Source organism: Phytobacter cepae (assembly GCF_054165735.1).
The window spans coordinates 4,665,955-4,684,829 of sequence record NZ_CM135107.1; the positions used below are offsets into that span (position 1 = coordinate 4,665,955).

At 53.9% G+C, this 18,875-nt stretch carries 15 protein-coding genes, 3 tRNA genes and 1 pseudogene; 2 read left to right on the forward strand and 17 right to left on the reverse strand.

Translation table 11 applies throughout. The features are described 5' to 3' along the window. Positions 1-39: 39 nt before the first annotated feature. The 13 genes and pseudogenes from rnr to nnr form a co-directional block, all read right to left on the reverse strand. The gene (rnr, locus tag ACUY4Q_RS21870; protein WP_458044751.1) at positions 40-2,472 is read right to left on the reverse strand and encodes a ribonuclease R; all 2,433 of its coding nucleotides are present in this window, start codon (positions 2,470-2,472) and stop codon (positions 40-42) included. Positions 2,473-2,523: 51 nt separating this feature from the next. Then, positions 2,524-2,952 carry a nitric oxide-sensing transcriptional repressor NsrR gene (gene nsrR / locus ACUY4Q_RS21875; RefSeq protein ID WP_458044752.1) on the reverse strand — a complete coding sequence of 143 codons (429 nt, stop codon included), beginning with the start codon at positions 2,950-2,952 and terminating at the stop codon, positions 2,524-2,526. Positions 2,953-3,102: 150 nt separating this feature from the next. Further along, positions 3,103-4,401, reverse strand: a complete 1,299-nt coding sequence (locus ACUY4Q_RS21880; protein ID WP_458044753.1) for an adenylosuccinate synthase — start codon at positions 4,399-4,401, stop codon at positions 3,103-3,105. Between the two features lie 102 nt (positions 4,402-4,503). Further along, positions 4,504-4,701 (reverse strand): DUF2065 domain-containing protein, encoded by a 198-nt coding sequence (locus ACUY4Q_RS21885; protein WP_458044754.1) that lies wholly within the window; start codon positions 4,699-4,701, stop codon positions 4,504-4,506. Positions 4,702-4,774: 73 nt separating this feature from the next. Then, complete coding sequence (gene hflC / locus ACUY4Q_RS21890; protein ID WP_458044755.1) at positions 4,775-5,779, reverse strand: protease modulator HflC; 1,005 nt, start codon at positions 5,777-5,779, stop codon at positions 4,775-4,777. A gap of 2 nt (positions 5,780-5,781) precedes the next feature. Further along, entirely contained in the window at positions 5,782-7,047 is a 1,266-nt protein-coding gene (hflK, locus tag ACUY4Q_RS21895) for an FtsH protease activity modulator HflK (protein ID WP_458044756.1), read from the reverse strand. A 189-nt stretch (positions 7,048-7,236) separates the two neighbouring features. After that, the gene (gene hflX, locus ACUY4Q_RS21900; RefSeq protein ID WP_458044757.1) at positions 7,237-8,517 is read right to left on the reverse strand and encodes a ribosome rescue GTPase HflX; all 1,281 of its coding nucleotides are present in this window, start codon (positions 8,515-8,517) and stop codon (positions 7,237-7,239) included. A 74-nt stretch (positions 8,518-8,591) separates the two neighbouring features. After that, positions 8,592-8,897 (reverse strand): RNA chaperone Hfq, encoded by a 306-nt coding sequence (gene hfq, locus ACUY4Q_RS21905; protein ID WP_458044758.1) that lies wholly within the window; start codon positions 8,895-8,897, stop codon positions 8,592-8,594. Between the two features lie 96 nt (positions 8,898-8,993). Next, positions 8,994-9,944 carry a tRNA (adenosine(37)-N6)-dimethylallyltransferase MiaA gene (gene miaA / locus ACUY4Q_RS21910; RefSeq protein ID WP_458044759.1) on the reverse strand — a complete coding sequence of 317 codons (951 nt, stop codon included), beginning with the start codon at positions 9,942-9,944 and terminating at the stop codon, positions 8,994-8,996. Then, positions 9,937-11,805: a DNA mismatch repair endonuclease MutL gene (gene mutL, locus ACUY4Q_RS21915; RefSeq protein WP_458044760.1), complete on the reverse strand. Its 1,869-nt coding sequence runs from the start codon at positions 11,803-11,805 to the stop codon at positions 9,937-9,939. The genes miaA and mutL overlap by 8 nt, the downstream gene beginning before the upstream one ends. Before the next feature lie 9 nt (positions 11,806-11,814). Next, a complete protein-coding gene (amiB, locus tag ACUY4Q_RS21920; protein ID WP_458044761.1) occupies positions 11,815-13,146 on the reverse strand; it encodes an N-acetylmuramoyl-L-alanine amidase AmiB in 1,332 nt (443 codons plus the stop codon). A gap of 10 nt (positions 13,147-13,156) precedes the next feature. Further along, on the reverse strand, positions 13,157-13,624 hold the full coding sequence (tsaE, locus tag ACUY4Q_RS21925) for a tRNA (adenosine(37)-N6)-threonylcarbamoyltransferase complex ATPase subunit type 1 TsaE (protein ID WP_458044762.1): 468 nt from the start codon (positions 13,622-13,624) through the stop codon (positions 13,157-13,159). After that, positions 13,596-15,141: pseudogene (nnr, locus tag ACUY4Q_RS21930) on the reverse strand (bifunctional ADP-dependent NAD(P)H-hydrate dehydratase/NAD(P)H-hydrate epimerase). Before nnr ends, tsaE begins: the two are co-directional and overlap by 29 nt. On the opposite strand from nnr, the gene queG reads away from it, so the two are divergent. After that, positions 15,140-16,279: a tRNA epoxyqueuosine(34) reductase QueG gene (queG, locus tag ACUY4Q_RS21935; protein ID WP_458044763.1), complete on the forward strand. Its 1,140-nt coding sequence runs from the start codon at positions 15,140-15,142 to the stop codon at positions 16,277-16,279. The pseudogene nnr and the gene queG overlap by 2 nt on opposite strands. 269 nt (positions 16,280-16,548) lie before the next feature. Here queG and ACUY4Q_RS21940 read toward each other — a convergent pair. From ACUY4Q_RS21940 to orn, 4 genes are all read right to left on the reverse strand, one after another. Next, positions 16,549-16,624 (reverse strand) — tRNA-Gly (locus ACUY4Q_RS21940). A gap of 35 nt (positions 16,625-16,659) precedes the next feature. Beyond that, positions 16,660-16,735: transfer RNA gene (locus tag ACUY4Q_RS21945), tRNA-Gly, on the reverse strand. 73 nt (positions 16,736-16,808) lie between these two features. Further along, positions 16,809-16,884 (reverse strand) — tRNA-Gly (locus tag ACUY4Q_RS21950). 224 nt (positions 16,885-17,108) lie between these two features. After that, the gene (orn, locus tag ACUY4Q_RS21955) at positions 17,109-17,654 is read right to left on the reverse strand and encodes an oligoribonuclease (protein ID WP_458044764.1); all 546 of its coding nucleotides are present in this window, start codon (positions 17,652-17,654) and stop codon (positions 17,109-17,111) included. A 105-nt stretch (positions 17,655-17,759) separates the two neighbouring features. On the opposite strand from orn, the gene rsgA reads away from it, so the two are divergent. Next, positions 17,760-18,812, forward strand: coding sequence for a small ribosomal subunit biogenesis GTPase RsgA (gene rsgA / locus ACUY4Q_RS21960; RefSeq protein WP_458044765.1), 1,053 nt, complete (start codon positions 17,760-17,762; stop codon positions 18,810-18,812). Positions 18,813-18,875 lie beyond the last annotated feature (63 nt).

The window sequence follows — 18,875 nt, forward strand, 5'->3', positions numbered from 1 at the left end:
TGCATGGAGAGGGGTTATGAGTCGATATTTACGGGCTAATTATTCAGCGTCACTCTTTTTTGACGCACGCTTCGCTTTGGTCGCTGCGGCAATTTTTTGCGTTTTTACCGACGGTTTTTTCACGCTTTTTTCTTTCTTCGGTTTCGCAGGTTCTTTCGCTTTCCGAAATGCGCTATCAGGCTCGAAATTGACTTTCTTTCCGCTCTGACGACGTTTGCCCGAAGGCCTGGCGGCGCTGCCTTTCTTCGCGTTTTCACGTGCGGTTTTACCCACATTACGCGGGCCACGCTCGCTGGAAATCAACGAGAAGTCGATTTTACGCTCGTCCATGTTGACCGCTTCCACACGCACTTCCACTTTGTCGCCCAGACGGTAAGTCTGACCGCCCGATTCGCCAATCAGACGCTGGCCCACCTGGTCGAAGCGATAGTAGTCGTTATCCAGCGTCGAGACATGCACCAGACCGTCGATAAACAGATCGGTCAGGCGCACAAAGAAGCCAAAGCCGGTCACGCTGGCAATCACGCCAGGGAAGGTGTTGCCCACCTGATCCTGCATAAAGTCGCACTTCAGCCAGTCAGAGACTTCACGGGTCGCTTCATCCGCGCGGCGTTCGGTCATTGAACAGTGCTGGCCCAGTTGCAGCATCTCTTCCAGAGAGTAGTGCCAGCCGCCAGTCTCAGTGCTGTTGCCGGTATGCCCCTCATCCTTCGCCAGCAGATATTTGATGGCGCGGTGCAGCGACAGGTCAGGATAACGACGGATCGGCGAGGTGAAGTGCGCATAAGATTGCAGTGCCAGGCCAAAGTGACCGCGGTTTTCCGGATCATAGACCGCCTGCTTCATGGAACGCAGCAGCATGGTTTGCAGCATTTCATGATCGGGACGATCGGCGATGGACTCAAGCAGCGCGGCATAATCCGCAGGCTCCGGCTTGTTACCGCCGGGCAGTTCCAGCCCCAGTTCCGCCAGAACGGTACGGAAGGAGGTGATCGCTTCAGTGGTTGGCTTGTCGTGGATACGGAACAGCGCAGGTTCATGCTCTTTCTCAACGAAACGCGCCGCCGAGATATTCGCGAGGATCATGCACTCTTCAATCAGCTTATGGGCATCATTGCGCTGAGTTTGCTCAATGCGTTCAATACGACGCTCGGCGTTGAAGATGAACTTCGCTTCTTCGCTCTCAAAAGAGATACCGCCACGTTCGGCACGGGAGGCATCAAGAACTTTATAGAGGTTATGCAGCTCTTCGATATGCTTAACCAGCGGTGCGTACTGCTCACGCAGATCCTGATCGCCTTGCAGTATATGCCAGACCTTGTTGTAGGTCAGACGGGCATGGGAGCTCATTACCGCTTCGTAGAAGGTGTAACTTGTCAGGCGGCCTTTTGCTGAAATGGTCATTTCGCAAACCATGCACAGCCGGTCAACCTGCGGGTTGAGTGAGCACAGGCCGTTGGAGAGCACTTCCGGCAGCATCGGCACAACCTGGGATGGGAAATAGACCGAGGTCCCACGGCCACGGGCTTCATCATCCAGCGGCGTGCCCGGACGGACGTAGTAGCTGACGTCGGCAATAGCCACCCATAAGCGCCAGCCACCGCCGCGTTTCTTCTCACAGTGAACGGCGTCGTCGAAGTCACGGGCATCTTCACCGTCGATGGTGACCAGTGGTAGTGAACGCAGATCGATGCGACCAATTTTGGCTTCTTCCGGCACCTGTTCCTTCAGCCCGGAAATCTGTTGCTCAACCGCTGGCGGCCAGACATACGGAATTTCATGGGTACGCAGCGCCATATCAACGGCCATGCCGGTGCCCATGTTGTCGCCCAATACCTCAACAATTTTACCGATGGCTTTGGTGCGACGGGTCGGGCGCTGGGTCAGTTCGACCACCACCACAAAGCCCATACGCGCGCCCATCGTCTCTTCCGGCGGCACCAGAATGTCAAAGCTCAAGCGGCTGTCGTCAGGCACAACAAAGCCTACGCCCGCGTCGGTAAAGTAACGGCCCACAATCTGGCCCGTTTTCGGTACCAGGATGCGCACAACACGTGCTTCGCGACGGCCTTTACGGTCGGCACCCATCGGCTGAGCCAGAATCTGGTCGCCGTGCATGCACATTTTCATCTGTTCGCTGGAAAGATAGAGGTCATCTTTGCGGCCTTCGACGCGCAGGAAGCCAAAACCATCACGGTGACCAATAACCATGCCTTTCAGCAGGTCGAGACGTTCTGGCAGGGCGTAACACTGGCGGCGGGTGAAGACCAGTTGACCATCGCGCTCCATGGCACGCAGGCGGCGGCGCAGGGCTTCTTGCTGTTCTTCGCCTTCAATATTGAGTTCTACCGCCAGTTCTTCGCGATTGGCGGGTTTTTCACGTTTAGTGAGGTGTTCGAGGATAAATTCGCGGCTGGGGATGGGGTTAGAATATTTTTCAGCTTCGCGTTCCAGGAAAGGATCGTGTGACATAGCGGTTCCTCCGTTGTCATCTCTGGTGAAAGTCCCTTCAATGTTCAGGCTTTATTCTTCCACCAACAGTAATTTGTAAAGCGGTTGATTCTCTTCAACCAATTCGGCCAGCGTATAGTTATCCAGTTCCATAAGGAAACTCTGTACGGCCTTGGAAAGCGCCAGCTTGAGACGGCAGGCGGAAGTAATATGGCAAAACGCACTGTGGCAGTTCACCAACGTAAGCGGCTCCAGGTCACGCACGACATCGCCAATGCGAATGTCTCTTGCAGGTTTACCCAGCCGAATCCCGCCGTTTTTTCCCCTGACGGCCATTACGTAGCCTTCACGACTAAGTTGGTTGATTATTTTGACCATATGATTACGGGACACACCATAAATCTCAGTGACTTCGGTGATATTCGTCATTTTCCCTTCTGGCAATGACGCCATATAAATCAACGCACGTAATCCGTAATCCGTAAAACTCGTTAACTGCACATCAACCTCAGAAACAGGGGAAAAATGAGATACCCGCAGGTATTGACTCTATTGATGATAAACCAGCCAGCAGGAATGCCGCTAATTTATTTGAATGGGAGGGGGAAAAAGCAGGAACAAGGGGCTTGCCTGGCAAGCCCCTGATGATGATTATGCGTCGAACGGGTCGCGCAGGATCATCGTTTCAGAACGGTCCGGACCGGTAGAGATGATGTCGATCGGCACGCCAGTCAGTTCTTCAATGCGTTTGATGTAGTCCAGCGCAGCCTGTGGCAGGCCATCACGCGTTTTCACACCAAAGGTGGTTTCAGACCAGCCCGGCATTGATTCATAAATCGGCTCAATACCTTCCCAGTTGTCGGCAGCCAGCGGAGTCGTGGTGACTTCACGGCCATCCGGCATGCGGTAACCCACGCAGATTTTCACTTCTTTCAGACCATCCAGCACGTCCAGCTTGGTCAGGCAGAAACCAGACAGGGAGTTGATCTGCACCGCGCGACGGATCGCAACGATATCCAGCCAGCCCGTACGACGGCGGCGGCCAGTGGTGGCACCGAATTCGTTGCCCTGCTTGCACAGGAACTCACCGATGTCGTCAAACAGTTCAGTCGGGAACGGACCTGCACCCACGCGCGTGGAGTAGGCTTTGATGATCCCAAGAACGTAATCGACATAACGTGGACCCAGGCCGGAGCCGGTCGCCACGCCACCCGCGGTGGTGTTAGAAGAGGTCACGTACGGATAGGTACCGTGGTCGATATCCAGCAGCGTACCCTGCGCGCCTTCAAACATGACGAAATCGCCACGCTGACGCGCCTGGTCCAGCAGATCGGAAACATCAACAACCATCGCAGTGAGGATGTCGGCAATCGCCATCACATCGTCCAGCACTTTCTGGTAGTCAACGGCTTCTGCTTTATAGAAATTCACCAACTGGAAGTTGTGATATTCCATCACTTCTTTCAGTTTGTCAGCAAAGGTCGCTTTGTCGAACAGATCGCCAACGCGCAGACCGCGACGTGCCACCTTATCTTCATAAGCTGGCCCGATACCGCGACCGGTAGTGCCGATAGCTTTCGCACCGCGCGCTTTCTCACGTGCTACGTCCAGCGCCACGTGATAATCAAGGATCAGCGGGCAGGCTTCGGACAACAGCAGGCGTTCACGAACCGGGACACCACGGTCTTCCAGACCTTTCATCTCTTTCATCAGCGCAGCCGGAGACAGCACAACACCGTTGCCGATGATGCTGGTTACGTTTTCGCGGAGGATGCCTGATGGAATCAGATGGAGGACGGTTTTTTCACCGTTGATTACGAGAGTATGGCCTGCGTTGTGACCGCCCTGGTAGCGTACAACATATTTAGCCCGTTCAGTCAGAAGATCAACAATCTTCCCTTTACCTTCGTCACCCCATTGGGTGCCCAGTACGACGACGTTGTTACCCATTTTTCAAAATCACCGTTTGCTTAAAAATGGATTCTACCATCGGATTTTCAGATAGACAGCACTTTTTGTACCCAAATTAAGGCAAAACTGACCGCTTTTTGATCAGCCAATCGTTTTCCTCAACATGTAGTAGACAACGATGCCAGCGACCACAAGTCCCCCGCCGAAGCGGCGTAAAATATTATCCGGCAGACTACTCATCGTCGCGATCATCCGGCGCCAGGCACGCGGGTAAAGCATCGGGCCTAACCCTTCCAGGACCAAAACAAGGGCCAGCGCCAGCCAAATTGTTGCGTTCATTTTTATCCTTATAAAAAGAAAACCACCGCTCTTTGAGGAGCCGGTGGTTTTTTTATTCTACCGTCAGGTGAACTTAGCGCGTCACGGGCGTCGGCGACTTCATATAGCGGAAGAAGTCGCTGTCCGGGCTGAGCACCATGACATCCTGATTGCTCTCGAAGCTGCTTTCATAGGCACGCAAGCTACGAATAAAGGCATAGAAGTCCGGATCCTGGCTGAAGGCGTCAGCAAACAGTTTAGCGGCTTCTGCATCGCCTTCACCGCGCATAATGCGGCCCTGGCGCTCAGCTTCAGCTAACGTTTTGGTGACTTCGTAATCCGCTGTTGCACGCAGTTTTTCAGCCTCTTCCTGACCCTGAGAGCGGTGGCGACGGGCAACCGCTTCACGCTCAGCGCGCATACGGTTGAAGATCGCTTCCGAGACTTCAGTTGGCAGGTTGATCTGCTTGATGCGCACATCCACTACTTCAATACCCAGTGCCGCCATACTGTTCGGATTCACTACCGGGACTTTGCCGTTGGTTTCGGTTGCTACACGCTGAGCCGCTTTGGCAATGGCATCATCAGCCGCAGGTGTTGCCACTTCGCCTTCTGCACCCGAAGAACCGGAGTTCAACGCGTCACGCACTTCCAGGGTCAGACGACCACGAGAATCGGTCACGATGTCTTTCACATCCAGACGACCGATCTCAGAACGCAGACGGTCAGAGAATTTACGTTTCAGCAGTACCTCAGCCTGAGACACATCGCCACCACCGGTTGCCAGGTAGTAACGGCTGAAGTCGCTGATTCGCCACTTGATGTAGGAGTCGACGATCAGGTCTTTTTTCTCTTTCGTTACAAAACGATCAGCCTGGTTATCCATGGTCTGGATACGGGCATCGAGTGTTTTAACGGTTTCAATAAACGGCAGTTTGAAATGCAAACCCGGCTCGAAGACGCGTGGTTTGTTTTCGTCGTCACGCAGCACCTTGCCGAAACGCAAGGAGATGCCACGTTCGCCCTCTTTCACCACAAAAACAGAGGTGTAGAGCGCTACCAGCACGATGATGATAATCGCGATAACTGACTTACGCATCGTTATTCCCCCTGACGCTGGTAGTCGTTACGCTGCGCGTTAGCACGGCGTTGGTCCATGATGTCGCCCTGGTTAGCGGACGATGTGTTGCTTGCGCCACTTGAGCCAGAAGAGGACGCAGGCGGCAGGCGCAGGAGATTGTTTGCGCCACTGCTGTCACTCTTTGCTGCAGGGGCGTTACCGCCTTTCAGCATCTGATCCAGCGGCAGAACCATCAGGTTGCCGCCTTTGTCGTTCACCAGCACTTTGCGGGTGTGGCTCAGCACTTTTTCCATGGTCTCGATATAGAGACGCTCACGGGTAATCTGCGGTGCGGCTTTATACTCCGGCAAAATTTTTGCAAAGCGAGCCACTTCACCCTGCGCTTCCAGCACGGTCTGGGTTTTGTATGCGCGCGCTTCTTCCAGAATACGCTGCGCCTGACCGTTAGCACGCGGCTGCACTTCGTTGGTATAGGCTTCTGCCTCACGGATGTATTGCTGTTCGTTTTCACGTGCAGCAATGGCATCATCAAACGCGGCTTTCACCTCTTCAGGTGGACGTGCCGCCTGGAAGTTGACGTCCAGCAGGGTGATCCCCATGTTGTATGGACGCACGGTCTCTTCCAGCTCACGCTGGGTATCGCTACGAATAACGGTACGGCCTTCGGTGAGGATACGGTCCATGGAGTATTTACCGATTACGCCACGCAACGCGCTGTCGGTAGCCTGACGCAGGCTGTCATCAGCGCTGGTCACGCTAAAGAGATAGCGCTCTGGATCGGTCACTCGGTACTGCACGTTCATCTCTACACGCACCACGTTCTCATCAGACGTCAGCATCACACCGGACGCCGCCAGCTCACGAACGGACTCGACGTTTACCGCCGTCACGTTATCGATGAAAGTGGGTTTCCAGTTCAGACCAGGCTCAACCAGATGGCTGAACTTACCAAAACGCGTTACCACGCCGCGCTCGGCTTCTTTAATGGTGTAGAACCCACTGGCAGCCCAGATAATGACGGCAGCCGCCGCAACGATGCTGACGATACGTCCGCCAATGTGGCCACGCGGGCCTGAAGGTTGTTGGCTTCCTCCGCCAGAACCGGTGCCTTTGCCACCGCCCAGGCCGCCGAGTTTTTTGCTCAGCTTACGGAAGATATCATCCAGATCAGGTGGCCCCTGATCGCGACCGCCTTTGTTTCCATTTCCCTCAGAGTTGCCGCCTGGTTTGCTGCTTCCCCACGGGTCGCGGTCTTGTCCGTTATTACCGGGCTGATTCCACGCCATGTATGTGCTCCATATTTGTTATGCGGTGCTATACCTATGTCTTTTGTGCTGCATGTGCGTTGGCTACACCCATCAACCTCAGTCACATGGTTCACCATGCTCCTGAGGATTTCTGGGCTTGCCGCCTTCCTGCACCTCAAAATCCAAAAGGTATAGAGGCGAAAAAATCTTCAAGCCATCTCCAACCGGTCAGACGACGTAGTCTTCCAGTGCCGGTTCTTGTTTACAGAGGCGACGCCAGTCCACGATCGGCATGCGCACCTGCATGCCCAGACTCCCGTCGTCCTCCATCCACTCTTTTTCGATGGCCTGAAGCTGATAAAAACGACTTCTCAGGCGCCCCTCTTTTGCCGGCAAGCGCAACGTATGTTGTGCCACCTCGCCAGACAGACGTTCAGTTAAAGCCTGAAATAACAGTGGTACGCCCACTCCGGTCTGGGCAGATAACCAGACCCGAATCGGTTTGTTCTCTTCATCCCGGTCAATACGTGGCTCAAAATCGTCCAGCATATCGATCTTATTCATCACAAGCAGCGTCGGGATTTCATGCGCATCGATTTCCTCGAGCACAATGTTTACGGCATCAATATTGTCCTGCAACCGCACATCAGCGGCGTCAATGACATGCAACAGCAACGTGGCCTGCCGGGTTTCCTGCAGCGTTGCTTTAAACGCGGCCACAAGATCGTGTGGCAAATGGCGGATAAACCCAACGGTATCCGCCAACACGGTTTCGCCTACGTCAGCGACATCAATACGACGCAGGGTGGGGTCCAGCGTGGCGAACAGTTGGTCCGCCGCGTACACCTGGGCCTCGGTTATCTGGTTAAACAGGGAGGATTTGCCGGCGTTGGTATAACCCACCAGCGACACCGTTGGAATATCCGCTTTCTTGCGCGAGCGGCGTCCCTGTTCTCGCTGCTTTTCCACTTTCTCAAGCCGCGAGAGGATTTGCATAATACGATTACGCAGCAAACGGCGGTCAGTTTCGAGCTGGGTTTCACCCGGGCCACGCAAACCAATCCCGCCCTTTTGTCTTTCAAGGTGGGTCCAGCCACGCACCAGGCGCGTAGCGAGATGGCGCAACTGCGCCAGCTCAACCTGCAATTTACCTTCATGGGTACGCGCACGTTGAGCAAAAATATCCAATATCAGACCTGTACGGTCGATAACCCGGCATTCGCATAACCCTTCAAGGTTACGTTCCTGGGCCGGACTCAATGCGTGATCAAATAAAACAACAGAAGCCCCTGTCGCTTTTACGGCTTCCGCAATTTCGACAGCCTTACCTTCACCTACAAAATACTTAGGGTGCGGCGCTTTACGGCTACCAGTAATCACCTGCATTGCTTCGACACCGGCAGAAGAGACCAGAGATTCAAACTCCTGGAGGTCTTCTATGTCTTTGTCTTGCGAAAAATAGATGTGTACCAGCACCGCCTGCTCACCGGCTTCATAACGGTCAAACAAGCGTAAACTCTCCTAAAATACCAGCGGGGAACTCAGAATCCTGGCTCCCCGACATGGAAAAACAGCCATTAACCTTATTCGGTTTCTTCGCTGTCCTGCTGCGCAGACGTCTGAGCATTGCTACCATGATGGTAGTTACTGCCAGTGCCGCCACCCGCGTTGTTGCTATGATGAGAAACCGGGCGAGACGGAACAACAGTAGAGATAGCATGCTTATAGACCATCTGGCTGACCGTGTTTTTCAACAGGATCACGAACTGATCGAAAGACTCAATTTGCCCTTGCAGCTTAATACCATTCACCAAATAAATTGAAACTGGAACACGTTCCCGACGCAGTGCGTTCAGGAACGGATCTTGTAAAGATTGCCCCTTAGCCATTCTATCTTTTCCTTATATGCTTGTTTTGTACTTAGAACCCGGGAGTTCTGAAAACTGCGTAAAATTTTGCGCACGATACAACTTAATTGTACACACTCAACCCGCTATAGCACCAATAACCTGTAACACATCGTTGTGCGATTGTTGCGGCTTTTCACTGTCTAACCAATGAACGCCGTCCCACCCGCGCAACCAGGTTATCTGCCGCTTGGCTAACTGCCTCGTGGCGCAAACACCTCTGTAAACCATTTCGTCGTATGAAATCTCGCCTTCAAGATATGACCACATCTGGCGGTATCCCACGCAACGAATGGAAGGCATGTCCGTATGCAAATCACCGCGGGCAAATAAAGCCCGCACTTCTGCTTCAAAACCTGAAGCCAACATCTGATGAAAACGCTGCTCAATTCGCTGATGGAGCAGTTCACGGCTCGCCGGGGCGATGGCGAACTGATGCACCTGATACGGCAGAGCGTCTCCTGACGTTTGCGTCAGATCTGTTAAAGTTTTACCCGAAATGAAAAAAACTTCCAGTGCCCGGGAAAGCCTTTGCGGATCATTTGGATGGATTCGCGCAGCAGCAACAGGATCAATCTCCTGTAACTGCTGATGTAGCGCTTCCCATCCACGCTCTGCTGCCTGTTGCTCAATTTCAGCTCTGACCGTTGGGTCGGCGGAAGGGAGTGGTGATAGGCCTTCCAGCAGCGCCTTAAAGTAGAGCATCGTGCCGCCCACCAGCAGGGGAATACGTCCTGCGGCGGTAATTGCGTTCATCTCAGCCAGGGCATCGCGGCGGAAATCCGCCGCCGAATAGGCCTGAGAAGGATCGCGAATATCCAGTAAACGATGGGGGGCAGCACGCAATTCGTCGGCGGTCGGTTTCGCCGTACCGATATCCATCCCCTGATAGATAAGGGCAGAATCGACGCTTATCAACTCAACTGGCAAAACTTTACGTAACTCAATGGCTAACGCCGTTTTGCCGGAGGCGGTTGGCCCCATCAAAAAAATGGCCTTTGGCAGGCCAGCCTTACTCACATCACTCATGTTTCAGGGCGTTCATCGCCATAGATAAATCAACAGGTTGTAATAAACCATCCGGTGGGTTCCTCACCAGATGCGGACAAAGACGTTCGACGTCAGTTAATAAGGTAATGGCCTGCGCCATAGTCCACTGGCTGTGCTCACTGGCCAGATGGCGGGCAATCCACTGGGCAGTATTCACCGCATCAATCGTTGTCTGCTGCGCCAGGTAGCCTATCAGTTCAGGAATCAAGATTTGTAAATTTTGTTGGCGTAAGGGTAAAGGCACCGCACGCAGCGTGACGTGCTGCCCATCAGGGACAAATTCAATCCCCATCTCCGCCAGTACCGCCTGCGCCTGTTTCAACGTCGCACTCTCTTGCGACGAAACTTTCAGGCGCACCGGAATCAATAACGGTTGACCACAGACCGGGCCAGCGTCTGTTGAAAGCTGTCGATAGCGTAGCCAGCGTTCTGCCACGGGCAGCGCCAGCAGAATCAGTTTGCCGTCGCGTTCGAGCAAAGCATATTCAGGAGCAATGATTGTCAGCACACGACCCAGGCTCTGACTATGCGCCTCCAGCGCGGAGGTAGTTGTCTGCGGTGTGATTGCCGTTTTGTGCTCAACGTTCGGCGTATCCAGCAACTGGCGATAGAGTGCGCCCTGCTGTTTCTGGTACCCTGGCTGCGCATTCGGCCAGGCAGGCGTACGAGCGGAAGAGGCATCAGATGAGTACTGGCCCGACGCAGACAAATCGCGCAAAACGGAAGGTTCACGACTGACCGCAGGTTCAGCAAACTGGTTACGGCCTGCCGCCACCCGATTTTGCGGAATGATGCGCGACGCGGGTACTGCCTCGTCCACTAACGGCAGGGCGTTCTCAGCCTGTTGCTGAAGGACGCTTAATACGCCCTGGTAGATAAAATCATGCACCAGCCGCGACTGGTGAAAACGGACTTCGTGTTTCGCCGGGTGGACATTCACGTCAACCTGATGAGGATCAATCTCAAGGTAAAGAACAAACGCAGGTTGCTGATCGGCGCCCAGTTTGTCCTCGCAGGCCTGACGGATGGCATGATTAATGAGTCGGTCACGCATCATGCGGCCGTTCACATAGCAGTACTGGATTTCGGCGAATGCAGACGTCGTCGCGCCAGGCTCGGCCACCCAACCGCGCAGCGCAAGATCGCCATGCTGCCACTCAATAGCCAACGCTTTTTCCAGAAAAGCGGTTCCGCAAATGGCCCCAAGGCGGCGCTCATTCTGCCCGCCCTGCGCAACAGCACGATAATGACGCACCATCTTTCCGTTGTGACTGAGATTAATGGTCACATCAAAACGGGCCAGCGCAATGCGACGCACCACCTCATCAATATGGGCAAACTCGGTTTTTTCGGTGCGCATAAACTTACGGCGCGCAGGGGTGTTGTAAAACAGGTCCAGCACTTCAAGCGTGGTGCCGACCGGGTGGGCCGCCGGTTTGACGGTGACCTCCATGTCTCGCCCCTCGGCGTAGGCCTGCCAGGCTTCAGGCTGTTCGGCGGTACGCGAGGTGAGCATCAGACGCGAGACAGAGCTGATACTGGCGAGCGCCTCACCGCGAAAACCAAGGCTGATAATCGCTTCCAGGTCATCGAGTGAGGCGATTTTACTGGTGGCATGGCGCGCCAGCGCCAGCGCCAGCTCGTCTTTTTTAATCCCACCACCATTATCACGAATACGGATAAGCCTGGCGCCGCCGCGTTCAATATCAATATCGATGCGGGTTGCCCCCGCATCCAGGCTATTTTCTACCAGTTCTTTCACCACCGACGCAGGGCGCTCCACCACTTCGCCAGCGGCGATCTGGTTCGCAAGCTGTGGCGGCAGAATCTGAATCGGCATGAAGACTCCTTAGTTAAACAACCCGTGTGAAGGGGTTTCTGCGCTGGCAGTTTGCCCGGTGCCGCCCTGCGGAGCGGACTGCAACGGGTGCGCCTGGAAGTAAGTGCGCAAACCGCCATAGATGGCTTCAGCCAGCTGTTGCTGATAATCACTGCTATCAAGCAGGCGCTCTTCGCTGTTATTGCTGATAAACCCGGTTTCAACCAGCACCGACGGAATATCCGGTGAGCGTAAGACACCGAGGCTCGCGTGTTCAGGGCGACGTTTATGCAGTGCGCCGATGCGCGAAAGCTGGGTCAGCATGTTTGCTGCAACATCATACCCGACACGCTGGGAATGGCCGAATTGTAAATCCAGTACCGCCTGGCTCAGGTAGGGGTCGGACTGACTGTTTGCCAGCACGTCACCGGCACCGCCCAGCAGTTCAGACTGTTTCTCATGTTCTTCCAGCCAGTTCGCCATTTCACTGTTAGCCCGGCGGTTTGACAGTACCCAGACCGAAGCGCCAGTCGCACTTCGGTTGGGTGCTGCATCAGCATGGATCGACACGAGGAAATTGGCGTTTTGCTTGCGCGCCACATCGGAACGGCCCATCACCGAAATAAAGTAATCGCCATCACGGGTCAGCACCGCTTTAAACATCGGATCGTCATTCAGCAACGTACGCAGCTTGCGTGCGACGGCAATGGTGACGTTTTTCTCCTGAGTACCGCCAGGACCAATCGCCCCCGGATCCTGTCCACCGTGTCCTGCATCAATGGCGATAATGATTTTATCGCCCGTCGCCACCCGCGACTGGACCGCAGGTCGCACCGTTGTATTACTGCTGGTCACGCTGGTAATGCGATCATTGTTCGATTTAAAAGGGTTGCGCGCAGGTTCAGCCGGGCGCGGCGCAACAGCCGGTGTCTCGACGCGCTGCACCACGGCTTTTGGCGGCGGTGGCGGAGGCGGAACATCGGCATCAATCGTAAACACCACGGAGTAGCCGGCACCGTTTTGTTGTTTCACCGCACGGGTTTTACCGTTCTGGGTGAGATCGACGACCAGGCGTAGCGACTGGTTATCTTTCGGCGTCCCGGAGCGAATGCTTTTCACCAGGTTATTACCGCTAAACTGCAACGGCAGCCCCTGAATGATGCCGGTTTGTTTAATATCCAGCGCCACGCTACGTTTGCCTTCCTGCGAGAATGCATACTCCGGGTCGCCCATAAAACTGAAGGTAATGCGGGCCTGCGCGTCGCCATTGGAGACCTGAATATCTGACAAACTCGCCGCACTTACATGGGCGCTGAGCAATACCAGCGCTGCAACCAGCCAACTTTTCACGCGATAAATCATCCCGTCATCCCTAAAACTCGCTGGCTAAACGTGCCAGCAACGAAACGCCAGATGAGGAAACAGCAGTAATGCGCGCCTCACGCCCCTGCGCCTGGTAATCAATATGGATTTCGACATCCGGGTCAGGCAGTACACCCGCGCCTTGTTGCGGCCACTCGACCAGGCATATTGCGTCGTTGGCAAAATAGTCGCGGATCCCCATAAATTCCAGCTCCTCAGGATCCGCAAGGCGATACAGGTCGAAGTGATACACATTTAAACCCTCCAGCGTATAGGGTTCGACCAGCGTATAGGTTGGACTCTTCACATTGCCGTTATGGCCCAGTGCCTGTAAAAAGCCCCGGCTGAAGGTTGTTTTACCCGCGCCCAAATCACCGTACAGATAAATGACAGTTGCGCCCTCGCAAGCGTATGCCATGCGTTGGCCAAAATTCAGGGTCGCTTGCTCGTCAGGTAAAGGTATTACTCGGTTCATCATTCTGTATCACTAACATCCGGGTTAACTACACGCACCAGCGTGGAAAAAAGGTCGGTCGCCAGCATGCCTCGCGTCCCTTGACTGGCCGCAAGAACATCGGCCGCGGCACTATGCGCCAGGCAGCCGGCACAGGCGGCATCGTACAACTCATGTTTTTGACCGAGCAGCGCACCAATAATGCCAGAAAGGACATCACCCATGCCGCCACTGGCCATACCGGCATTGCCGGCATCAATAATGCTGGTCTTACCATTTTCAGCGCTCACCACTGTCCCTGCGCCTTTTAAAACGATAACGCCTGCGTAACGTTGTAGCAGACGTTGTGCAGAAAGTAAGCGATCGCTTTCAATTTCTGCAACGGAACAGTTGAGCAAACGGGCTGCTTCGCCGGGATGCGGCGTCAGAATGCGATTGTGACGTTTATCGGGGTTGATTGCCAGAAGGTTCAGCGCGTCGGCATCCCACAGCATGGGTTTGCGAAAATTCTCAATTTTTTGCAGCGCTTTTTTACCCCATTCGTGCTGACCCAGACCAGGACCAATCACCGCCACGTCGGCCCACTCCAGACTTTCATCCAGCGATTCAGGCGTAAGCTCATGCACCATAAGCTCAGGGCGTGCGGTGATAATAGGCGCGATGTTTTCCCGTCGGGTTAATACGCGCACCAGGCCTGCCCCGGCACGTAACGCGGCTTCTCCCGCCATACGAATCGCCCCGGCAGTACCATGATCGCCGCCAATAATCACCAGTCGCCCGTGAGTACCTTTGTGTGACGTGGGGCGACGAGGTGGAAACCACTGTGAAAGCTGCGAGGCATCAACACGCGAAAGAGTGGTCTCCTGACCCGCGAGCCAGATATCAAGACCCAGGGCGTGGTGATGAAGCGTGCCCACCACATCACGGGCGTTACCCGTCAGCAACCCCGGTTTCAGTGCAATAAAAGTGACCGTGTGGGCAGCGTTGATCACCGCACCCGGTGCGGCACCGGTTTGTGCTATCAGCCCGGAGGGAATGTCCAGTGCCAGAACCGGAGCGGCGTGCTGATTCGCATGGGTGATTAACGTTGCAATGGGATCTCTCGGCGCACTGTGAATTCCGGTGCCCAACAAACCATCAACGATCAGGTCGATGCCTTCCGGCCAGACGATATCTGCCGCATGAATGGTGCCGCCCGCCTCAAGCCAGGCCTCGCGCGCGGCCTGCGCTTCTTCCGGCAATGGCTTTGTGCTATCAAGCGCAAGCAAGGTGACAGTGATTCCCGCAGCGACGGCAAGCCGGGCGACGACATAACCATCGCCTCCGTTATTACCCTGCCCACACAAAATCAGCCAGTGTTGCGTATGTGGAAAATGCAAGCGGGCAATGTCGAAGGCAGCCAGTCCTGCGCGTTGCATTAATTCATACAGCGAAATACCGAGACTGTCTGCCGCTTCTTTTTCTGCCTGTCGTAGTGCATCCGCAGGCCAAATGGAGTGTGGTATACTTGCTGCGTTTTTCTTCATTGTATGGTCCGTCATGTCAGAACCCCTCGATCTCAATCAATTAGCGCAAAACATTAAACAGTGGGGCACTGAACTGGGGTTTCAGCAGGTCGGCATTGCCGATACCGATCTGTCGGCCAGCGAGCCTAAACTGCAGGCGTGGCTGGATAAACAATACCATGGCGAAATGGAGTGGATGGCACGTCACGGTATGATGCGTGCTCGCCCACACGAGCTTCTGCCCGGCACCCTACGAGTCATTAGCGTCAGGATGAACTACCTACCCGCCAATGCCGCTTTCGCCAGCACACTCAAAAACCCGGCGCTGGGCTACGTCAGCCGCTACGCATTGGGTCGCGATTACCACAAACTGCTGCGTAACCGACTAAAGCAGCTCGGTGAAAAAATCCAGCAGCAATATGCCACGCTGAATTTTAGACCTTTTGTTGACTCTGCGCCCATTCTGGAACGCCCTTTGGCCGAAAAAGCCGGGCTTGGATGGACAGGTAAGCACTCACTTATCCTTAATCGCGATGCCGGTTCTTTCTTTTTCCTTGGCGAACTGCTGGTCGATATACCGCTGCCCGTTGATAAACCCATTGAAGAAGGCTGCGGCCGCTGTGTCGCCTGTCTCACCATTTGCCCGACCGGTGCGATTGTCGAGCCCTACACCGTTGATGCGCGCCGCTGTATCTCTTATCTGACGATTGAGTTGGAAGGTGCCATTCCAGAAGCATTCCGTCCGCTTATTGGCAACCGCATCTACGGCTGCGACGACTGCCAGCTGATTTGCCCGTGGAATCGTTTCTCACAGTTAACCGACGAAGCGGATTTCAGCCCACGCAAAGCCCTGCATGCACCTGAACTGACAGAACTGTTTGCCTGGAGTGAGAGCAAATTCCTGAAACTGACCGAAGGTTCAGCGATACGCCGCATCGGTCATTTACGCTGGCTGCGTAATATTGCCGTTGCGTTGGGAAATGCGCCCTGGGGTGAAGCAAACATTCAGGCTCTTGAGCAGCGCCGAGGTGAGCACCCACTTCTCGATGAACACATAGACTGGGCGATTGCGCAGCAAATCGAAAAGCGAAATGCCTGCGTTATTGAGGTACAGACGTCGCAGAAACAACGGCTGGTCAGGGTGATTGAAAAAGGGCTAGCACGTGATGCCTGAGTCGTCCACAGCATGTGAATAAAATTAAAAATGCATTGCGATTCAACGTGACCAAATTCGTCAAGCGATCGCGTTAACAATTTGAAATGTTATTTTATTCATAAAATTCAATGTATTAACAAGATACTATTAATCAAGCGAAGTAATTTAAATATTTAAAGAGAAATCAGAACCTGTGGATAACTCTGTTCACAATATTTTTGAACGGCGAAAAGAATCGTCCCCAGCCTGATATTTCGCTGTGGATAATTTGAAGGGTAAGTAAAATTTGGAGCGGGAAACGAGACTCGAACTCGCGACCCCGACCTTGGCAAGGTCGTGCTCTACCAACTGAGCTATTCCCGCTTGGGTGGTGCGTATCTTGCGATACTTTTCAAATTTGGAGCGGGAAACGAGACTCGAACTCGCGACCCCGACCTTGGCAAGGTCGTGCTCTACCAACTGAGCTATTCCCGCATAATACTGGGCTCCACTGTGCTGCGCTTTCGCGAGACAGGAATCCGCTGATTAGGATGGTGCATTCAAATTTTGGAGCGGGAAACGAGACTCGAACTCGCGACCCCGACCTTGGCAAGGTCGTGCTCTACCAACTGAGCTATTCCCGCAAACATCATTTTTCTTGCTATCGTGCTTTCACATTTCTGTGTCTTCACGGGAGGCGCATTATACGAGAATTCCTTTCTCCTGCAAGCCCCCTAAAACCGTTTTTTTTTAATTTTGGTTCAAGTGCTCGATTATTCGTCACATTGCCTGTTTTTACACCGGAGGCGGGTGTTTTTTCGTCAGATTATCCGACATTACGCCTGACACCACGCCGCCAGCGTTCTGTTTAAAGCTGAATAAAATGTTCGCGGTAGTAAGAGAGTTCTGCCACCGACTCACGGATATCATCCATTGCCTGATGCGTGCCCTGCTTTTTAAAGCCGTCCAGAATTTCTGGTTTCCAGCGACGCGCCAGCTCTTTCAGCGTGCTGACATCCAGATAGCGATAATGGAAATACGCTTCGAGTTCCGGCATGTACTTAAACAGGAAACGGCGATCCTGCCCAATGCTGTTACCGCAAATGGGTGATTTTCCCGCCGGGACCCACTGCTTAAGGAATTCCAGCGTGGCGAGTTCAGCCGCACGGTCGTCCTGCTGGCTTGCTTTGACCCGGTCCACCAGACCGCTCCCCGTATGGGTCCGCACGTTCCAGTCATCCATTAACGCCAGCTGCGCATCAGACTGATGCACGGCGATAGTCGGCCCTTCCGCCAGGATATTCAGATTCGCATCGGTCACCAGTGTCGCGATCTCAATAATGCGATCGCGCTCGGGATCTAACCCCGTCATCTCAAGATCGATCCAAATGAGGTTGTTTTCATTTGCACTCATGCTATTTTCCACCCTTCTCGCGTCATACCAGCGTGACTATATTCATCTAAAATTGCGTGTATCATAAAGGTTTTGCCCATACGGGGCGACCAGGAGCCAGCTCGATTGAGTAAAAATAAACTCTCCAAAGGCCAGCAGCGCCGCGTGAATGCCAACCATGAGCGTAGGTTAAAAACGTCTGCGGAGAAAAAAGAGTTCGATGACAACCTGTTCGGTGAAACTGCCGAAGGTACTGTTATTAGCCGTTTTGGCATGCATGCCGACGTCGAATCCGCGGACGGCGCCGTGCACCGTTGCAACATTCGCCGCACCATTCGTTCACTGGTTACCGGCGACCGCGTGGTCTGGCGTCCGGGTAAAGAAGCCGCTGAAGGCGTGACGGTAAAAGGCATTGTCGAAGCGGTACACGAGCGCACCTCTGTTTTGAATCGTCCGGACTTCTACGATGGCGTAAAGCCTATCGCCGCGAACATCAACCAGATTGTGATTGTTTCCGCGATCCTTCCGGAACTGTCGCTGAACATTATCGACCGCTACCTTGTCGCCTGCGAAACCTTAGATGTCGAGCCACTGATTGTCCTGAACAAAATCGACCTGCTGGATGACGAAGGCATGGATTTTGTGAATGAACAGATGGATATCTATCGCAAAATTGGGTATCGCGTGCTGATGGTCTCAAGCCATAAAAAAGACGGGCTTAAGCCGCTTGAAGAGGCGTTAACCGACCGCATCAGCATTTTTGCTGGCCAGTCTGGCGTCGGCAAATCCAGTCTTTTGAATAACCTGCTCGGCTTACAGAATGAGATTCTGACCAACGAGGTCTCGGATAACTCCGGTCTGGGTCAGCACACCACAACGGCCTCGCGCCTCTATCATTTCCCTCACGGCGGGGATGTGATTGACTCCCCCGGTGTGCGCGAGTTCGGCCTCTGGCACCTTGAGCCGGAACAAATCTTTAACGGCTTTGTCGAATTCCATGACTATTTAGGCCACTGCAAATATCGCGACTGCAAACACGATACCGACCCGGGATGCGCTATCCGCGAGGCGGTCGAAAAAGGTGAAATTGCCGAGACCCGGTTTGAAAATTATCACCGCATTTTAGAAAGCATGGCGCAGGTAAAAACGCGTAAAAACTTTTCTGAATCCGATGACTGACAACTAAGCTAAGCGTCGCTAGAATCGTCCCCTTTTCTATAGATCCGGTGAATAACACCGGGT